Source organism: Alloalcanivorax dieselolei B5 (genome assembly GCF_000300005.1).
Taxonomy (GTDB): Bacteria; Pseudomonadota; Gammaproteobacteria; order Pseudomonadales; family Alcanivoracaceae; genus Alloalcanivorax; species Alloalcanivorax dieselolei.
Genome location: NC_018691.1, coordinates 252,149 through 268,581 on the forward strand (window position 1 = coordinate 252,149; position 16,433 = coordinate 268,581).

Annotated in this window: 15 protein-coding genes; 7 read left to right on the forward strand and 8 right to left on the reverse strand. The window is 62.2% G+C overall.

Going from position 1 to position 16,433, the window contains the following annotated elements; genetic code table 11:
* The first annotated feature begins 43 nt into the window (after window positions 1–43).
* The 6 genes from ppnP to B5T_RS01215 all read left to right on the forward strand — a co-directional run bounded on the left by ppnP (window position 44) and on the right by B5T_RS01215 (window position 7,332).
* A complete protein-coding gene (gene ppnP, locus B5T_RS01190; protein WP_014992609.1) occupies window positions 44–325 on the forward strand; it encodes a pyrimidine/purine nucleoside phosphorylase in 282 nt (93 codons plus the stop codon).
* Window positions 326–532: 207 nt separating this feature from the next.
* Window positions 533–1,648 carry a hypothetical protein gene (locus B5T_RS01195; RefSeq protein WP_014992610.1) on the forward strand — a complete coding sequence of 372 codons (1,116 nt, stop codon included), beginning with the start codon at window positions 533–535 and terminating at the stop codon, window positions 1,646–1,648.
* Between the two features lie 59 nt (window positions 1,649–1,707).
* Window positions 1,708–2,964 (forward strand): cytosine permease, encoded by a 1,257-nt coding sequence (gene codB, locus B5T_RS01200; protein ID WP_014992611.1) that lies wholly within the window; start codon window positions 1,708–1,710, stop codon window positions 2,962–2,964.
* A 27-nt stretch (window positions 2,965–2,991) separates the two neighbouring features.
* Window positions 2,992–4,248 (forward strand): cytosine deaminase, encoded by a 1,257-nt coding sequence (gene codA / locus B5T_RS01205; protein ID WP_014992612.1) that lies wholly within the window; start codon window positions 2,992–2,994, stop codon window positions 4,246–4,248.
* A 277-nt stretch (window positions 4,249–4,525) separates the two neighbouring features.
* Window positions 4,526–5,803, forward strand: a complete 1,278-nt coding sequence (locus tag B5T_RS01210) for an MATE family efflux transporter (protein ID WP_014992613.1) — start codon at window positions 4,526–4,528, stop codon at window positions 5,801–5,803.
* A gap of 179 nt (window positions 5,804–5,982) precedes the next feature.
* Window positions 5,983–7,332 carry an amidohydrolase gene (locus tag B5T_RS01215; RefSeq protein ID WP_014992614.1) on the forward strand — a complete coding sequence of 450 codons (1,350 nt, stop codon included), beginning with the start codon at window positions 5,983–5,985 and terminating at the stop codon, window positions 7,330–7,332.
* A gap of 148 nt (window positions 7,333–7,480) precedes the next feature.
* Here B5T_RS01215 and fghA read toward each other — a convergent pair whose 3' ends face one another.
* Both fghA and B5T_RS01225 read right to left on the reverse strand, forming a co-directional pair.
* On the reverse strand, window positions 7,481–8,332 hold the full coding sequence (gene fghA, locus B5T_RS01220; protein WP_014992615.1) for an S-formylglutathione hydrolase: 852 nt from the start codon (window positions 8,330–8,332) through the stop codon (window positions 7,481–7,483).
* Between the two features lie 107 nt (window positions 8,333–8,439).
* Entirely contained in the window at window positions 8,440–9,549 is a 1,110-nt protein-coding gene (locus B5T_RS01225; protein ID WP_014992616.1) for an S-(hydroxymethyl)glutathione dehydrogenase/class III alcohol dehydrogenase, read from the reverse strand.
* A 117-nt stretch (window positions 9,550–9,666) separates the two neighbouring features.
* On the opposite strand from B5T_RS01225, the gene B5T_RS01230 reads away from it, so the two are divergent.
* Entirely contained in the window at window positions 9,667–10,539 is an 873-nt protein-coding gene (locus B5T_RS01230; RefSeq protein ID WP_014992617.1) for a LysR family transcriptional regulator, read from the forward strand.
* Window positions 10,540–10,576: 37 nt separating this feature from the next.
* Here B5T_RS01230 and B5T_RS01235 read toward each other — a convergent pair whose 3' ends face one another.
* The 6 genes from B5T_RS01235 to B5T_RS01260 form a co-directional block, all read right to left on the reverse strand.
* The gene (locus tag B5T_RS01235; RefSeq protein WP_014992618.1) at window positions 10,577–11,044 is read right to left on the reverse strand and encodes an aminoacyl-tRNA deacylase; all 468 of its coding nucleotides are present in this window, start codon (window positions 11,042–11,044) and stop codon (window positions 10,577–10,579) included.
* A gap of 158 nt (window positions 11,045–11,202) precedes the next feature.
* Window positions 11,203–12,030, reverse strand: coding sequence for a methylenetetrahydrofolate reductase [NAD(P)H] (gene metF / locus B5T_RS01240; RefSeq protein ID WP_014992619.1), 828 nt, complete (start codon window positions 12,028–12,030; stop codon window positions 11,203–11,205).
* Window positions 12,031–12,123: 93 nt separating this feature from the next.
* Window positions 12,124–13,512: an adenosylhomocysteinase gene (gene ahcY, locus B5T_RS01245; protein ID WP_014992620.1), complete on the reverse strand. Its 1,389-nt coding sequence runs from the start codon at window positions 13,510–13,512 to the stop codon at window positions 12,124–12,126.
* A gap of 56 nt (window positions 13,513–13,568) precedes the next feature.
* Entirely contained in the window at window positions 13,569–13,913 is a 345-nt protein-coding gene (locus tag B5T_RS01250) for a four helix bundle protein (protein ID WP_041716649.1), read from the reverse strand.
* An 80-nt stretch (window positions 13,914–13,993) separates the two neighbouring features.
* A complete protein-coding gene (gene metK, locus B5T_RS01255) occupies window positions 13,994–15,142 on the reverse strand; it encodes a methionine adenosyltransferase (RefSeq protein ID WP_014992622.1) in 1,149 nt (382 codons plus the stop codon).
* Between the two features lie 45 nt (window positions 15,143–15,187).
* Complete coding sequence (locus tag B5T_RS01260) at window positions 15,188–16,186, reverse strand: metalloregulator ArsR/SmtB family transcription factor (RefSeq protein WP_051015428.1); 999 nt, start codon at window positions 16,184–16,186, stop codon at window positions 15,188–15,190.
* Between the last annotated feature and the right edge of the window lie 247 nt (window positions 16,187–16,433).

Genomic DNA, 16,433 nt, shown 5'->3' on the forward strand with positions numbered 1-16,433 from the left:
GCTCCTTTCATACTATTCCGAGCCCGTTCCGTGGAGACCGTCAATGTTCAAGGTTAACGAGTATTTTGATGCCAAGGTGGCGTCCATTGCCTTCCAGACCGAGGATAAGCCCGCCACCGTCGGCGTCATGGCCCCGGGCGACTATGAATTCGGCACCAGCCAGCATGAAACCATGACCGTGGTCAGCGGTGCCCTTACCGTGCAATTGCCGGGTGCGGATGACTGGCGCACCTACGCCGCCGGCGAAACCTTCGAAGTGGCCGCTGATCAGCGTTTCCAGGTGAAAGTGGCGGTGGATACCGCTTATCTGTGCCTGTACGGCTGATCGCGAGATGCGAACTGCTTAAACGCAAGCACGTAAAACTCGAAAGAGGCAGCTGTAGGAGCCAGCCTTGCTGGCGAATAGGGTCGAGATTCGCCTGCAGGGCAGGCTCCTACAGGAGAGACTACGAAGCCAATAGCGCTCCCCCGCTTTTGCCCCACCTCCCCATTCTGATTAGTATTCCCAGCTTTCCAACGCCAGGAGTTGACGGTGCCCGCTATCCATAGCCGTGAACCGGCCCTGACCCTTCGAGCCGGCGAGGAGGCCATCGCGCATATCCGCGAGCATGGGCTGCGCGCGGAAGACATCGAGGTGCTGCCCGGTGCCGCCGGCGGGCCCAAGGGGATCGGGATTGCTGGTCTGGATCAGGCTATTTTCGGCGACTTTTTGTCGCGGGCACCGCGCCGGCGCACCTTGATTGGGGCCTCCATCGGCAGCTGGCGCTTCGCCGCCGTGGCCAGTGGCAGGGATGGCGCCGCCCGCTCCAAGGCGCTGGCGCGGTTGGCGGATCTGTATACCCGCCAGCGTTTCCCCAAAGGCATTACCGCCCACGAAGTCACCCGCCGTTGCGCCGCCATGCTCGCCGACCTGCTTGATGAGCAGGACGGCACCATCCTCGATAACCCGGACTATCGGTTGGTGGTGGTGGTGATCCGCAGCCGTGGCCTGATGACGCGGGACGGCGGCCTGGTTCTGGGGCTTGGCCTGGCCGGAGTGATTGGCGGCAATTTGCTGAGTCGCCGGGCGCTGGGTGCGTTCATGGAACGCGGCCTGGTCTACAACGGCGGCGAGGACAGCCTGCCGCTGTCTCCATTGGCGGATTTCGCCACCCACCATGTGCCGCTGACCGCCGACAACCTGCGCGCCGCCCTGCTGGCCAGCGCCGCCATTCCCATGGTGCTGGAAGGGGTTCGGGATATTCCCGGGGCGCCACCGGGCGTCTACCGGGATGGCGGCATGCTCGATTACCATCTGGACTTGCCGTACCGCACGGAAGGGCTGGTGCTATATCCGCATTTCACCGACCGGGTGATTCCCGGCTGGTTCGACAAGCCGCTGCGCTGGCGCAATGGGGACCCCGGGCGTTTGTCCCGCACCGTATTGGTGTCGCCGTCGCCGCGGTACCTGGCCAGCCTGCCGCATGGCAAGCTGCCGGACCGCACCGACTTCAAGCGTTATCTTGATGATGATGCCGGCCGTGAACGCTATTGGCGCACGGCCATCGACGAAAGCCGGCGCCTGGGAGATGAATTTCTGGAGCTGGTGGAGTGCGGCCGTGTCGCCGATCGCCTGCATCCCCTGTTGGGCCGCCGGCCCGCGAACTGATTTGGCCCGCGGGTTGCACGGCCAGGCTCCGTGTTTCCCTGATAGTCACGGAGCTTGCCATGTCTTCATCCGATGATTACCCGCTGAGCGCTGTTCCCAAGGACCAGCGTAAGGGTTTGCTGTCCACCTCGGTGGTGCTGCTCGGCTTCACCTTCTTTACCGCCACCATGTGGGCCGGCGGCAATCTGGGTTCCGCGTTCTCGTTCCCGGATCTGCTCATGGTGATCCTGGTGGGCAACCTGCTGCTGGGGGCCTATGCCGCCGCGCTGGCCTACATCGCCTGCCGCAGCGGACTGAACACCGTGCTGATGGGGCGCTATTGTTTCGGGGAGAAGGGCAGCAAGCTGTCCGACTGCCTGCTGGGCTTTACCCAGATCGGCTGGTACGCCTGGGGCACCGCCACCATCGCCATTGCGCTGGTGAAGATGACCCCGCTGCCGCAATGGCTGGAGCTGCCGTTAATGGTGGTGTTCGGCTTTGGCTTTTGCGTCACCGCCATGGTGGGGTATCGCGGGCTGGACTGGCTGTCCCGGTTCGCGGTGCCGGCCATGCTGCTGTTCATCGGTGTCAGCCTCTATCAGGGCGTGGTCGATGTGGGCGGTTTCAAGGCACTGAGCGCCCGTGCCGGTGGCGGTGACATGGGTTTCGCCGCCGCCATCACCGTGGTGATTGGCACTTTTGTTAGTGGTGGCACCATGGCCACCAACTGGAGCCGCTTTGCCCGCAATGGCCGTATCGCGGTGATCGCCACCCTGGCGGCGTTCTTCCTCGGCAACGGTTTGATGGTGCTGGTCGGCGCCATGGGCACGCTGATATACCAGCAGGCCGATATCGTCGATGTGATGATCACCCAGGGGTTCGTGGTGCTGGCGCTGTTGATGCTGTTTCTGAACATCTGGACCACTCAGGACAATACCATCTATAACTTTTCGGTGGCCGGCTGCAATCTGCTGCGCACCGACCGGCGCCGGCTGGTAACCATCGCCGGCGCGGCCATCGGCACGGTTCTGGCGGTGTTTGGCATGTACGATCTGCTGGTGCCGTTCCTGATCCTGCTGGGAACTTTCATTCCGCCATTGGGTGGGGTGATCATGGCCGACTTCTGGGTGCGTTTCCGCGGCCAGTACCCACCTCTGGACGGCACGGTACTGCCGGCTTTCCAATGGTCGGGTCTGTGCGCCTACGCTCTCGGCGCCCTGGCGGCCTGGAGTTCGCCCGTATTGCCGCCGGTGGTCGGGGTGGTGGTGGCCTTCCTGGCCCATGCCCTGATTTCCCGTCTGTTGCCGGCCACCGATGGCGTCCCGGAGCAGTCTTGAGTTTGAACCGGCTTTTTTGGAGTGATCATGGAAATCGTCAACGTCCGTCTGCGTCAGCAACCTGATCTGTACACCTTGCGTATCGAGGAGGGGCGCTTCGCCGCCATCGAGCGCCAGCCGGGTTCGGTGGCGGCGGCACAGGGGCAGCGGGATGGTCAGGGGCGGCTGGCCTGTGCGCCTCTGGTGGAACCGCACATCCATCTGGACGCGGCCTTCACCGCCGGTGAACCGGCCTGGAACCAGAGCGGCACCCTGTTCGAAGGCATCGAGCGTTGGGGCGAACGGCGCCCCATGCTCAGCAACGAGGACGTGCGCCGGCGCGCGCTACGCACCATGGAACTGTTGGTGGGACGGGGTGTGCAGCATATCCGCACCCATGCCGACACCACCGATCCGGACCTGGTGGCGCTGCGGGCGTTGTGCGAATTGCGCGATGAGTTGAAGGATTATATCGACCTGCAGGTGGTGGCGTTTCCCCAGGAGGGGCTTTTGTCCAGCCCGGGTGGGTTGGAGCGCATGGAGCAGGCGCTGGAAATCGGCGCCGACGTGGTCGGCGGCATTCCCCATTTCGAGTTCACCCAGGAGCTGGGCAACGCCTCGATGAAGAAAGTCATCGAACTGGCGATCCGTTATGACCGGCTGGTGGACGTTCACTGCGACGAGATCGACGATCCCAATTCCCGTTTCCTGGAAGTACTGGCCAGCGAGGCGTTGTTCAACGGCCTCGGAGGGCGTGTCACCGCCAGCCACACCACCGCCATGCACTCCTATGACAACGCCTATTGCTCCAAGCTGTTCCGGTTGCTCAAGCAGTCCGGCATCAACTTCATTTCCTGTCCCACCGAGAGCCTGCATTTGCAGGGGCGTTTCGACACTTACCCGAAACGGCGCGGCCTGACCCGGGTGAAAGAACTGAACGCGGCGGGCATCAATGTGTGTTTCGGCGAGGACTCCATTTTCGACCCCTGGTATTCCCTCGGTAACGGCAGCCTGCTGCGAACGCTGGATTTCGGGCTGCACATCTGCCACATGATGGGCTATCAGGATTTCAGCCAGGCGTTGGATCTGATCACCGACAACAGCGCGCGAACCCTGAACATCCATGACCGGTACGGCATCGCCATGGGTAAGCCGGGTAATTTCATTCTCCTCGATGGCGAAGACGATTATTCGGTGCTGCGGCGTCAGGGAGAGGTGCTGCTCTCGGTGCGCGGCGGCAAAGTGATCATGGAACGCGAACCCTCCCGTCTGCTGACGCCCTCCTATCTGCCCGGCGCGGAATAAGCCGCGCCGGGAATCTGTGCTACTCTTGCTCACCGCTTCCGCGATTCGCTGGCACGCAACACGATCAAAGGTAGCTACAAGGCCGCTGTAGGAGCTTGCCTTGCAAGCGAATTATTGAGAAGCGAGCCCAATTCGCTTGCCAGGCAAGCTCCTACAGTGGCTTCGTAAGCCCTCCCGTGGGAACGGCTGATCGACAGCGATGCCCTGACTCTCAACCCTTGACCGATCCGTGCAATCACAGTCTCTGACCCGCCAAATATGGCAGCAAACCTGGCCGATGACCCTGGGCGTGATGTCGCTGCTGGGGTTCAATCTGGTGGACAGCGTTTTTGTTGCCCGCCTGGGCACCGAGCCGCTGGCGGCGCAGTCGTTTACCTTCCCGCTGGTATTTCTCGGCATTGGCGTGCAGGTCGGCGTGGGCATCGCCATCGCCGCGCTGATCTCCCGTGCCATCGGCGCCGGCGAATCACATCGGGCCGGACGTCTGGGATTGCTGGTGCTGGCCGGTGGTGGCGGGCTGATGGCGTTGTTGCTGGCGCTGCTGTGGCTGGTGCAGGAGCCGGCTTTCTCTCTGCTCGGCGCCAGTGAGTCGATTCGTGAGCTGATCCGGCCATTCTGGACCGTGCAGGTGGTGGCATCCTGGCTGGGCGCCCTGGCGTACTTTGGCTACAGCCTGTTCCGGGCGCATGGTAATACCCGTTTCCCCGGCACCATGATGGTGGTGACCAGCCTGATCAACCTGTGTCTGGACCCGTTGCTGATCTTCGGCATCGGCCCCTGGCCGGGGCTGGGGCTGATCGGCGCCGCCTGGGCGTCGCTGGTGGCATTTGGCTGCGGTGTGCTGGTGGTGGCCTGGGCGTTGCGCGGCCGTGGCTGGCTGGAGCGGGTCGGGGCCTGGCGGGAAGCGCGAGCCTCGGCGCTGCCGTTCGCCCACATTGCCGGCCCGGCCATGATCAGCCAGTTGATGCCGCCACTGGCCTCGATGCTGGCCACCGGTCTGGTGGCGCGCCTCGGCGAGAGCGCGGTGGCGGCGTGGGGGCTGACCAGCCGCCTGGAAAGCTTTTCCATCGTCCTGGTGCTGGGCATGACCATGGCGTTGCCGCCCTGGCTGGGCCGTTGTTACGGTGCCGGCAACTGGGCCGAGGTGGAGCGGCTGATGGTCAGCGCGGCGCGCATGGTGTTGTTCTGGCAACTTGCTCTGGGTGTGCTCTTCGCCCTGGCGGCGCGGCCGCTGGCGTCGGCGCTGGTGGCCAGCGGGGAAGTGCGGGACACCCTTACTATCCTGATTCGCTTCCTGCCGCCCAGTTATGGCCTGCTGGGTGTCTGCATGCTGGTGGTTTCGGCCAGCAACGCCCTGGGCTGGCCCTGGCGGGCCATGGGCATCTCGTTCCTGCGCCTGTTCGCCTGTTATCTCCCCCTGCTGTGGTTGGGGTCGGTGCTGGCCGGTTTTACCGGCCTCGCGCTGGGTGCCGCCCTCGGCAATGTTTTGGCCGGGGTGATGGCCTGGCGGATGTACCGCCGTGCGGTGGCGGTAAGGCTTGTGGTTTCGGACTAGTCCTGAAAACATGAATTCACTGCCCGGCGGAGCGCCGCCCGGGCAGCGAATGGTATGCACGGGTGTCGTCAGCCTAATGCGTCGTCTTTTGCACTTGGCGGACCCGCCTGTATGAGGAACAGTGTTCTGATGCCTGTTGGCGTATCACAAGAACATAAGAAAGAGCTCAAGGAGAGACCATGAACCTGAGATCCGCGATCCGAGCCCCTCTGGCCGCCGCCGTGCTGTTGGCGGGCACCGTTGTTCATGCCGCCGATGCCGATCTGGTGGAACGGGTGCGGCAACTGGCCGAAGCCCAGAGCGGCGAGCTGGAAAAGACCTTCAAGCATCTGCACGCCAATCCGGAGCTGGGTTTCCAAGAAACCGAGACCGCCGCCATGGTGGCCAAGCGCCTCAACAAGCTTGGCTATCAGGTGCATACCGGTATTGGCGGTACCGGCATCGCCGCGGTGCTTGAAAACGGTGACGGCCCGGTGGTCATGTTCCGCAGCGATATGGACGCGCTGCCGCTGAAGGAAGACACCGATCTGCCTTACGCCAGTGACAAGCAGGTGACTCTGCCGGACGGCAGTCAGACCTACGTCATGCACGCCTGCGGTCATGACAGCCACGTCAGCTGGCTGTTGGGCATTGCCCAGGTAATGAAGGAAACCCGCAAGGATTGGTCCGGCACCCTGGTGCTGGTGGCGCAGCCGGCGGAAGAGTTGATCGAAGGCGCCCAGGCCATGGTGGACGACGGGCTTTATGACAAGGTGCCCGAGCCGGAATTGCTGATCGCCGCCCACATCTTCCCGATCTGGGCGTCGGGCACGGTGGCGGTGCGCGCTGGCCGCCGCATGGCCGGCTCAGATGCTCTGGATGTGACCCTGCATGGCGTCGGCGGCCACGGCTCCTCGCCGCAGCACACCGTCGATCCGGTGGTGCTGGGGGCTCGTTCGGTGATGGCCTACCAGACCATCGTCAGCCGTAATGTGGATCCGCAACAGCCGGCGGTGCTGACCGTGGGCAGTGTGCAGATCGGTGAGGCCAACAACGTGATTCCGGATAACGGCGTGCTCAAGCTGAACCTGCGCTGGTACGAAAAGCCGGTGCGCGAGCAACTGATCAGCGCGATCAAACGGGAAACCAACGGCCTGGCCAAGGCCGCCGGTGTGCCCGAGGATCGTATGCCGGAGTACACCATGAAAGGTTACGCTGAGCCGGTCTATAACGATGAAGCCCTGGTGGACTGGGCCAAGCCGGTACTGGCCTCGGTGTTGGGTGAGAAGGCCATCATGCCGGGCTTTCCGCCGGTAATGGGGTCCGAGGATTTCCCGCTGCTGGTATCCGGGTTGGAGAATACCAAGACGCTGTTCATGGAAGTGGGCGGTGGTGCTCCGGACGTGACCAAGGTTTACATGGAAACCGGCAAGTTGCCGCCGCTGAACCACAATCCCAAGTTCGAGATCAAGAACCCGGGGCTGGCGATCACCGCGGCGGTGAAGGCTGGCAGCATGCTGCTGCTGGATTCGTTGAAGCCGAAAGGCTGATCCCCGGGGTCAGCCAAACCCCACTACGACGCTGCTGTAGGAGCTTGCCTGCAAGCGAATTGTTTGGGTCGAAAGCCGATTCGCTTGCAGGCAAGCTCCTACAGTGACTTCGTGGCCTGGCCCGCGAGCCGCGATCCTGTTTGACCGTTCAGGCGCTGCGCAGATGATGCGCGTGATAGCGCAAATGATCGTCAATAAAGCTGGCGATGAAGAAATAGGAATGGTCGTAACCGGGTTGCATGCGCAACGTCAGCGGCACTTCCGCTTCCTTGCAGGCGGCCTGCAACGCTTCCGGTCTTAGCTGTCCGTCCTGGTAGAAATTATCGGCGTCCCCCTGATCGACCATCAGTGCCAGCTTGCTGCCACGGCTTTTAACCAGTTCACAGGCATCCCATTCCCGCCAGTTGGTCTGATCCTTACCCAAATAGCCGGTGAACGCGGATTCGCCCCAGGGGCACTGGCTCGGGTTGCAGATCGGGGCGAACGCGGACACCGACGTGTAGCGCCCCGGGTTCTTGAGGGCGCAGATCAAAGCGCCGTGCCCACCCATGGAGTGACCGCTGATCGCCGCCTTGCCATTCAGCGGGAAGTGCGCTTCCAGCAGGGCCGGCAGCTCCCCGGTGACGTAGTCGTACATGTGGTAGTGGCGGTTCCAGGGCGATTCGGTGGCGTTAACATAGAAGCCGGCGCCGGAACCGAAATCATAGCGCTCGTGCTCTCCGGGCAGATCGGTGCCGCGCGGACTGGTGTCCGGGCAGACGATGGCGATACCCAGCTCCGCGGCTATGCGCTGGGCGCCGGCTTTCTGCATGAAGTTTTCGTCGGTGCAGGTGAGGCCGGACAACCACCACAGCAACGGCACGGGCTTTTCTTCCGCCGCCGGTGGCAGGTAGATGGCGAAGACCATGTCGCAGTGCAGCGCTTCACTGCGATGCGTGTAACGTTTCAGCCAGCCGCCGAAAGACTTGGTGGCGGAGATCAGTTCCAGTTCGTCGGACATGTTCTTTCTCCGAAAGATTGCTTGCACGCTCCACGCTTGCACGCAAAGACGGTGTGAGCCCCGGGCTTAGCGTGCCAGCGTGTTGCGTGTAAGCGTGTGGGCGCGCCTTAGTAAAGAATTACCGAGCGAATGCTTTTGCCTTCGTGCATCAGATCAAAGGCGGTGTTGATCTCGTCCAGCGGCATGGTGTGGGTGACGAACTCATCAATCATGATCTCGCCGTTCATGTAGCGCTCCACATAGCCGGGCAGTTCGGTACGGCCTTTCACCCCGCCGAAGGCGGAACCCTTCCAGACACGGCCGGTGACCAGTTGGAACGGGCGGGTGCTGATTTCCTCTCCGGCGCCGGCGACACCGATGATCACCGATTCGCCCCAGCCTTTGTGGCAGCATTCCAGCGCCGAGCGCATGACGTTGACGTTGCCGATGCATTCGAAGGAGTAGTCCACGCCGCCGTCGGTGAGCTCGACGATCACTTCCTGGATCGAGGCGCTGTGGTCTTTCGGATTGACGAAGTCGGTGGCGCCGAACTGGCGGGCCAGGGTTTCCTTTTCCGGATTGATGTCGATGGCGATGATGCGTTCCGCCTTGGCCATCACCGCGCCCTGGATCACGGCCAGGCCGATACCGCCGAGACCGAACACCGCGATGGTGGAGCCCGGCTCTACCTTGGCGGTGTTCAGCACCGCGCCGATACCGGTGGTGATGCCACAGCCGAGCAGGCAGATTTTGTCCAGCGGCGCTTCCTTGCTCACCTTGGCCAGGGAGATTTCCGGCAGCACGGTGTACTCGGAGAAGGTGCTGGTGCCCATGTAGTGATGCAGCATCTTGCCTTTATGGGAGAAACGGCTGGTGCCGTCGGGCATCAAACCCTGGCCCTGGGTGGCGCGCACCGCCTGGCACAGGTTGGTCTTGCCGGAGAGGCAGAACTTGCACTTGCGGCATTCGGCGGTGTACAGCGGAATCACATGGTCACCGGGTTTCAGGCTGGTGACACCTTCGCCCACTTCCTGCACCACACCGGCGCCTTCGTGGCCGAGGATGGAGGGAAACAGACCTTCGGGATCGGTGCCGGACAGGGTATAGGCATCGGTATGGCAGACGCCGGTGGCGGCAATTTTCACCAGCACCTCACCGGCCTTGGGGCCGGCCACGTCCACTTCCTCGATCACCAGGGGTTTGCCTGCTTCCCAGGCTACGGCGGCTCTTGATTTCATGTTTCTCTCCATCTTCAGGCTGGGTGCGCGATTATCAGAGGATGCTGGCAGTGTAGTGCAGCGTCGGGGGGAGGATTAAGGCATTATGGCGCAATTGATTATTGCCTGGGAGCAACAATGCAGCATTGGGATCGTATCGAGGCGTTCGTGGAAGTAGTGCGGCGCGGGTCCTTTGCCGGTGCCGCCAAGCGATTGGGCGTGTCCAGTTCCCATGTCAGCCGGCTGGTGGCGCGCCTGGAAACTCAACTGGAAACCCAGCTTTTATACCGTACCACCCGGACCTTGCGGCTCACCGACGCGGGTTCGGTGTATTTCGAACACTGCGCCCAGCTGTTCGATGGTTTCCAGGAAGCCCTGGCGGCGATTGATGATTACCAGCAACAACCCTCAGGGGTATTGCGGCTGACCTGCGCTTCGACTTTCGGCGAGAAGTACATCGCGCCGGTGGTCAACGACTTCCTCGCGCGGCACAGCCGCTTGCAAGTCCATATGGAGTTCACCAACCGGCGCGTGGATATCGTTGACGAAGGCTTCGATGTGGCGATCCGCACCGGTGCCCTGCCGGATTCGTCCCTGATCGCCCGGCGTCTGTGTGACCGCCGGGAATATATCGTTGGTTCGGCGGAGTATTTCGAGCGGCATGCCCGCCCCCATACCCTGGGGGAGCTGACGGCGCACAATTGTCTGCACGGCTCTCTGGATCACTGGGCCTTCGATGTGGAGGGACAGCATCGCACCCAGCGGGTCGAGGGCGGCTGGCGCGCCAATTCCGGTCTGGCGCTGCTTGACGCAGTGCGTAAAGGGCTGGGTTTGGCGCAGCTACCGGATTACTACGTGGAGGAGGACCTGGCCTCGGGGCGGCTGGTGTCCGTGTTGGACCAATACGCGTGCGGCCACACCGCGGTGTGGGTGGTCTACCCCCGTCACCGGCACCTGTCGCCCAAGGTGCGTCAATTCGTGGATTTCCTGATCGAGAATCGGAGCCGCTAGCGCCGATCCCTGGCGGTTTGCCCGTCCTTGCTCCGCGTTAGTGATGCATGGCGAAGGAGCTGGATTCCGGCTGACTCAATTTGAGGAAATCCCCCATGCCCATCTTGATTACTTCCGTATGAGAGCCGGCATTGAAAGCCAGCCAGTCCTGCTTGAGCAGGCTTTCATCGATGAAGACACGCATGTCGTAAAGAGTGCCGAAAGGCGGCTCACCGCCCACTTCACAGAGCGGAAAACGGTCCTTGAACTGATCTTCCCGGGCGAGTGACAGGTGGCGGGCGCCCAGGGCCTGGCGCAGGCGGTCCGGGTCCACGTATTCATTGGCGGGCAAGACCGCCATGGCCAGTTCGCCATCCACGGACACGATCACCGTTTTCGCCATGTGATCACCGGGGATGTGCGTGGATTGCGCGGTCTGCGCCGCGGTGGCGGTGGGTGGATGGTTATAGCAGTGGTAGTTCACCTGGTTGCGGTCAAGCAACTCGGTCAAAGCGCGTACGGCCATGATGCACCTCCTGCCGGTACCGAGAACCGTGTTTCATCCAGAATAGGAAGGGCGGGCCGGCGGGGAAAATACCGTTGGGCTATATGGGCATATCGGGATACAACCGCAGGGTATGAGCCCGCGAGGGGCGGCCGAAGCCGCCCGGGAGCGGGGACGGGTTACAGGCCCAGGTTGTCCAGAATACGCAGGCTCGCCTGGGCCTGGTTCATGGTGTAAAAGTGCAGGCCCGGCGCGCCCATGGCCAGCAGGCGCTCGCACAAGCGGGTCACCACTTCCTCACCAAAGGCCTTCACGGCCTGGTCATCGTCCTTGATGTCGTCCAATTTGCTACGCAGCCAGCGGGGAATGTCGGCGCCGCAGACACCGGAGAAGCGGATCAGGTTGGCGACGTTGAGGATCGGCATGATGCCCGGGTAGACCGGAGCGTCGCAGCCGGTGCGGCGCAAGGCGTCCATGTAGTAGCCGTAGGCGTCGGCGTTATAGAAGTATTGGGTCAGCCCGCTGTTGGCGCCGGCATCGATCTTGCGTTTGAAGTGAGCGATGTCGTCCTCGAAGCTGCGCGCCTGCGGGTGCATTTCCGGATAGGCGGCCACTTCCAGAGTGAAATGGTCGCCGGTTTCCTCGCGGATCAGGCGGACCAGGTCATCGGCGTATTTCACTTCGCTTTGTGCGTAGCCCATGCCCGAGGGCAGATCGCCACGCAGGGCGACGATACGGCGCACGCCGCTGTCACGGTAACCGCGCACCAACTCCAGGATTTCCTCCCGGCTCTGACCGATGCAGCTCAAGTGCGGCGCGGTATCGGCGTGCTGCTCGCGCAGTTTGTCGACCATTTCCCGGGTGTTGTCACGGGTGGAGCCGCCGGCGCCGAAGGTGCAGGAAAAAAACGCCGGCGTCTTCGCCAGCAGTTTCTGCTGTGTGGTCAGCAGTTTGGTACGTCCTTCATCCGTTTTCGGCGGGAAGAACTCGAAACTGATGCGTTTCATAGAAAACTCGCTTCGCGAGGCATACACGCCAGCACGCAACACGCTGGCACGCTCTCTTGGCGTGTATGCGTGTCAGCGTGCCGCGTGGAAGCCTTAGTACTTGTAATGATCCGGCTTGTACGGGCCGTCGACGCTGACGCCGATGTAGTCGGCCTGTTCGGCGGTCAGCCTGGTCACCACGCCACCAAAGCCCTGCACCATGTACATGGCCACTTCCTCGTCGAGATGCTTGGGCAGTACTTCCACCTTCAGCATCTTTTCCTTCACCGCGTCGGAATGGTTGGCGTAGCCCTGATCGAACAAGTACATCTGCGCCAGTACCTGGTTGGCAAAGGAGCCGTCCATGATCCGGCTGGGGTGGCCGGTGGCGTTGCCCAGGTTCACCAGGCGGCCTTCGGAGAGCAGCAGCAGGAAGTCGCCCTCCGCTTTGTCGCGCCATACCTTGTGGACCTGCGGCTTCACTTCTTCCCATTCCCAGGTCTTGCGCATGAAGGCGGTGTCCACTTCATTGTCGAAGTGGCCAATGTTGCACACCACCGCGCCTTTCTTCAGCGCCTTGAGCATGTTGGCGTCACAGACGTTGAAGTTACCGGTGGTGGTGACCAGCAGATCGGTGTTGCCGAGCAGATCGGTATTGACGGAGGCGGCGGTGCCGTCGTTGACGCCGTTTTTAAAAGCACTCACCACTTCAAAGCCGTCCATGCAGGCCTGCATGGCGCAGATCGGGTCGACCTCGGTCACTTTGACGATCATGCCTTCCTGGCGCAGGGACTGGGCGGACCCCTTGCCCACGTCACCGTAGCCCACCACCAGTGCTTTCTTGCCGGAGAGCAGGTGATCGGTGCCGCGTTTGATGGCGTCGTTGAGCGAGTGACGGCAACCGTACTTGTTGTCGTTCTTGCTCTTGGTGACGGAGTCGTTCACGTTCACCGCCGGTACCTTGAGGGTGCCTTTCTTGAGCATGTCATATAGACGATGCACGCCGGTGGTGGTCTCCTCGGTGATGCCGTGGATGTTATCCAGCATCTCCGGGTAGGTGTCGTGAATATAGGCAGTCAGATCGCCGCCGTCGTCCAGGATCATGTTGGCGTCCCACAGATTGCCGTCGCCGTCGCGGCAGGTCTGTTCGATGCACCACATGTACTCTTCCTCGGTTTCGCCCTTCCAGGCGAACACCGGTACGCCGGAGGCGGCGATGGCGGCGGCGGCGTGATCCTGGGTGGAAAAGATGTTGCAGCTGGACCAGCGCACTTCCGCGCCCAGTTCCTTCAACGTTTCGATCAACACCGCGGTCTGGATGGTCATGTGAATACAGCCGATGATGCGGGCGCCTTTCAGCGGCTGCTCGGCACGATACTTGGCGCGGATCGCCATCAGTGCCGGCATCTCGGTTTCCGCGATCTCGATTTCCGAACGGCCCCATTGGGCCAGGGAAATATCGGCGACCTTGTAGTCGGCGGTGGGGGTTGCGTTGGCGTTCATGTTTTCCTCCGCTTGCACGCAACACGCTTGCACGCATCACGCTAATAAAAACGTTGTCAGCTTAACCGGCGGATTAATGCCGCGAGTTGAGCAAACACCTTGTCGATGGGTTCTCGAAGCAACGTGATGTCGAGATACCCCAGCTCTGAAGCAATCAGGGCCTGCGTTTCCAGCTCGAAAAGCGAACCCCTGGCGATATAGAGAAAGCGACGCAGATCCGCATCGCTTCCCCGTCCATATCCTTCCGCGATATTGGAAGAAATGCTTAGCGCTGAGCGCTGCATTTGTTGAGTCAGTACGAATCTTTCTTCAAGCGGAAAGGTTCTCGTGACCTCATGAGTGGCCAGGACCAGCTTGATGGCTGATTGCCACACTCGAAGCTCCTTGTAACGTCGATACATGGCTCATCCCTGAGCCTTGTTTTGATCTTTCTGGCGTGCGCCCCGAAGGGGCGGCGTGCCGCGTGTTGCGTGTAAGCGGTTTACAATGCCGCTTTCAACGCCTCCGCCTTATCCGTCGCTTCCCAGCTGAAGCCTTCCCGGCCAAAGTGGCCGTAGCTGGCGGTGGGGCGGTAGATCGGACGGCGCAGGTCGAGCATTTCGATAATGCCGCGCGGACGCAGATCGAAGTGCTCGCGTACCAGTTGCGCGATCTTGTCGTCGCTGATCTTGCCGGTGCCGAAAGTATTGATGGAGATGGAGGTGGGCTCGGCCACGCCGATGGCGTAGCTCACCTGAATCTCGCACTTGTCGGCCAGGCCGGCGGCGACGATGTTCTTGGCCACGTAGCGGCCGGCGTAGGCGGCGGAACGGTCCACTTTGGACGGATCCTTGCCGGAGAAGGCACCGCCCCCGTGGCGCGCCATGCCGCCGTAGGTGTCGACGATGATTTTGCGTCCGGTCAGACCGCAATCCCCCATCGGGCCGCCGATGACGAAGTTGCCGGTGGGGTTGATGTGATAGAGGGTGTCCTTGTGCAGCCAGTCGGCGGGCAGCACCGGCTTGACGATCTCTTCCAGCACCGCTTCGCGCAGATCACCGAGTTTGATGTCCGGTGCGTGCTGGGTGGACAGCACCACGGCTTCCACCGCCACTGGCAAACCGTTCTCGTAGCGCAGCGTGATCTGGCTTTTGGCGTCCGGGCGCAGCCACGGCAGGGTGCCGTTCTTGCGCAGTTGCGCCTGGCGCTCCACCAGACGGTGGGAGAAATAGATCGGTGCCGGCATCAGCGTGTCGGTTTCATTGGTGGCGTAGCCGAACATCAGGCCCTGGTCACCGGCGCCGAGGTCTTTGTTGTCCGCCTCATCCACGCCCATGGCGATGTCCGCGGACTGTTTGCCGATACCGTTGAGCACGGCGCAGCTGGCACCGTCGAAGCCCACATCGGAACTGTCGTAACCAATGTCCAGGATCACCTGGCGGACGATGTCTTCCAGCTCCACATAGGTATTGGTGCGCACTTCCCCGGCGACCACCGCCATACCGGTTTTTACCAGCGTCTCCACGGCCACGCGGGCGTGGGGATCGTCGGCGATGATGGCGTCCAGAACCGCATCGGAAATCTGGTCGGCCATTTTGTCCGGGTGGCCTTCGGAGACCGACTCGGAGGTAAAGATGCTGTATTCACTCATTACCGGTTTACTCCCTCGATTGGGGTTTGACGTTCCACACGGACCTCAGAGTCTGTTGTCGATCTCTGCGCCACCGCGTTGAAAGCTGCGCACCTGTACCTGGAACCCGTTGCGCAGGGCCAGGAACAAACTGTCGCGCAAAACCAGGCCGGCACGACCAGCCCAACTCACCAGATCGGCTTCGTCGAAGCCGAGCCAGAAATCACCACAGGCCTCGACGGCCCACTTTTGGTTATGACGACACAAATCAGTGACCACCACCACCCCGCCCGGGGTTAATTGACGGGCGGCGGCCTCCAGCGCGGCGGCGGGGGAGGCCAGATGGTGCAGCACCATGTTCATCACCACCGCGTTCACCGGCGGTAGGGCCGCTCCCGCCTCCGGCCATTCGCCCAGTACCAGCCGCACATTGTCCAGGCTCTGTTCCGCCACTTCCCGGCGGGCCCGCTCCAGCATGGCTTCGGCGTGATCCAGGGCCAGCACCTGCTCGAAACGCTGTGCCAGCGGCACCAGGAAACGGCCGTCGCCGGGCCCGATCTCCAGCACCGTGTCGGTGCCGCCCGCAGCCCGATCCAATAACTCGCAGGCCTGCTCGGCGTACTGCTCGTGCTCGGCGATCAGGTCCTGATGGCGGGCCAGATCGTCCGCGTGACGCACGAAAAACGCCCGGCTCTGGGCCGCGCGCTGGGCCTGCACGCCTTTCAGGCGCTGCGCCGTCACCGTATCCAGCGGGGTCTGATCCAATTGCTCGAACAACGCCCCGTGCAGAGCGCTGGTCTGGGTATCCGCCGGCGGCAGACGGCGCCGATAGAAGATGGAATTCCCCTCCCGGCGCTTCTCCACCAGACCGGCCTGGGCCAGCACCTTGAGGTGATGACTCATGCCCGACTGCTTCATGGCCATGATTTCGCACAGCTCCAGCACGCCGAAGCTGTTCTGGCCGAGCACCTGCAAAACCTCCAGACGCAAACCGTCGCCGGCGGCCTTGAGAAAGACCGTCAGACCGTCGAGTCCGGATTGTGTGACTTCAGCGGGTGCTGTCATGGCGGCGAGTGTAGCGTATTGCCGCCAGTGCATCAAAATAAATTGATATAGGTTGGACGCTAACACGCAACACGCTTCACGCCGCCCTGCGGGCACACGCAAAATTCTGCTCTTCCGTAGCCGGACTGTAGTGAGGTGGGAGGCATTTCGGCACAAGCAAATATGGCGTGCAAGCGTGTTGCGTGCCGGCGTCCCGTTCCGGTGAGAACGTCCGCGAAGCCAGCCGTAGTCAAGTGTGAAGCGGATG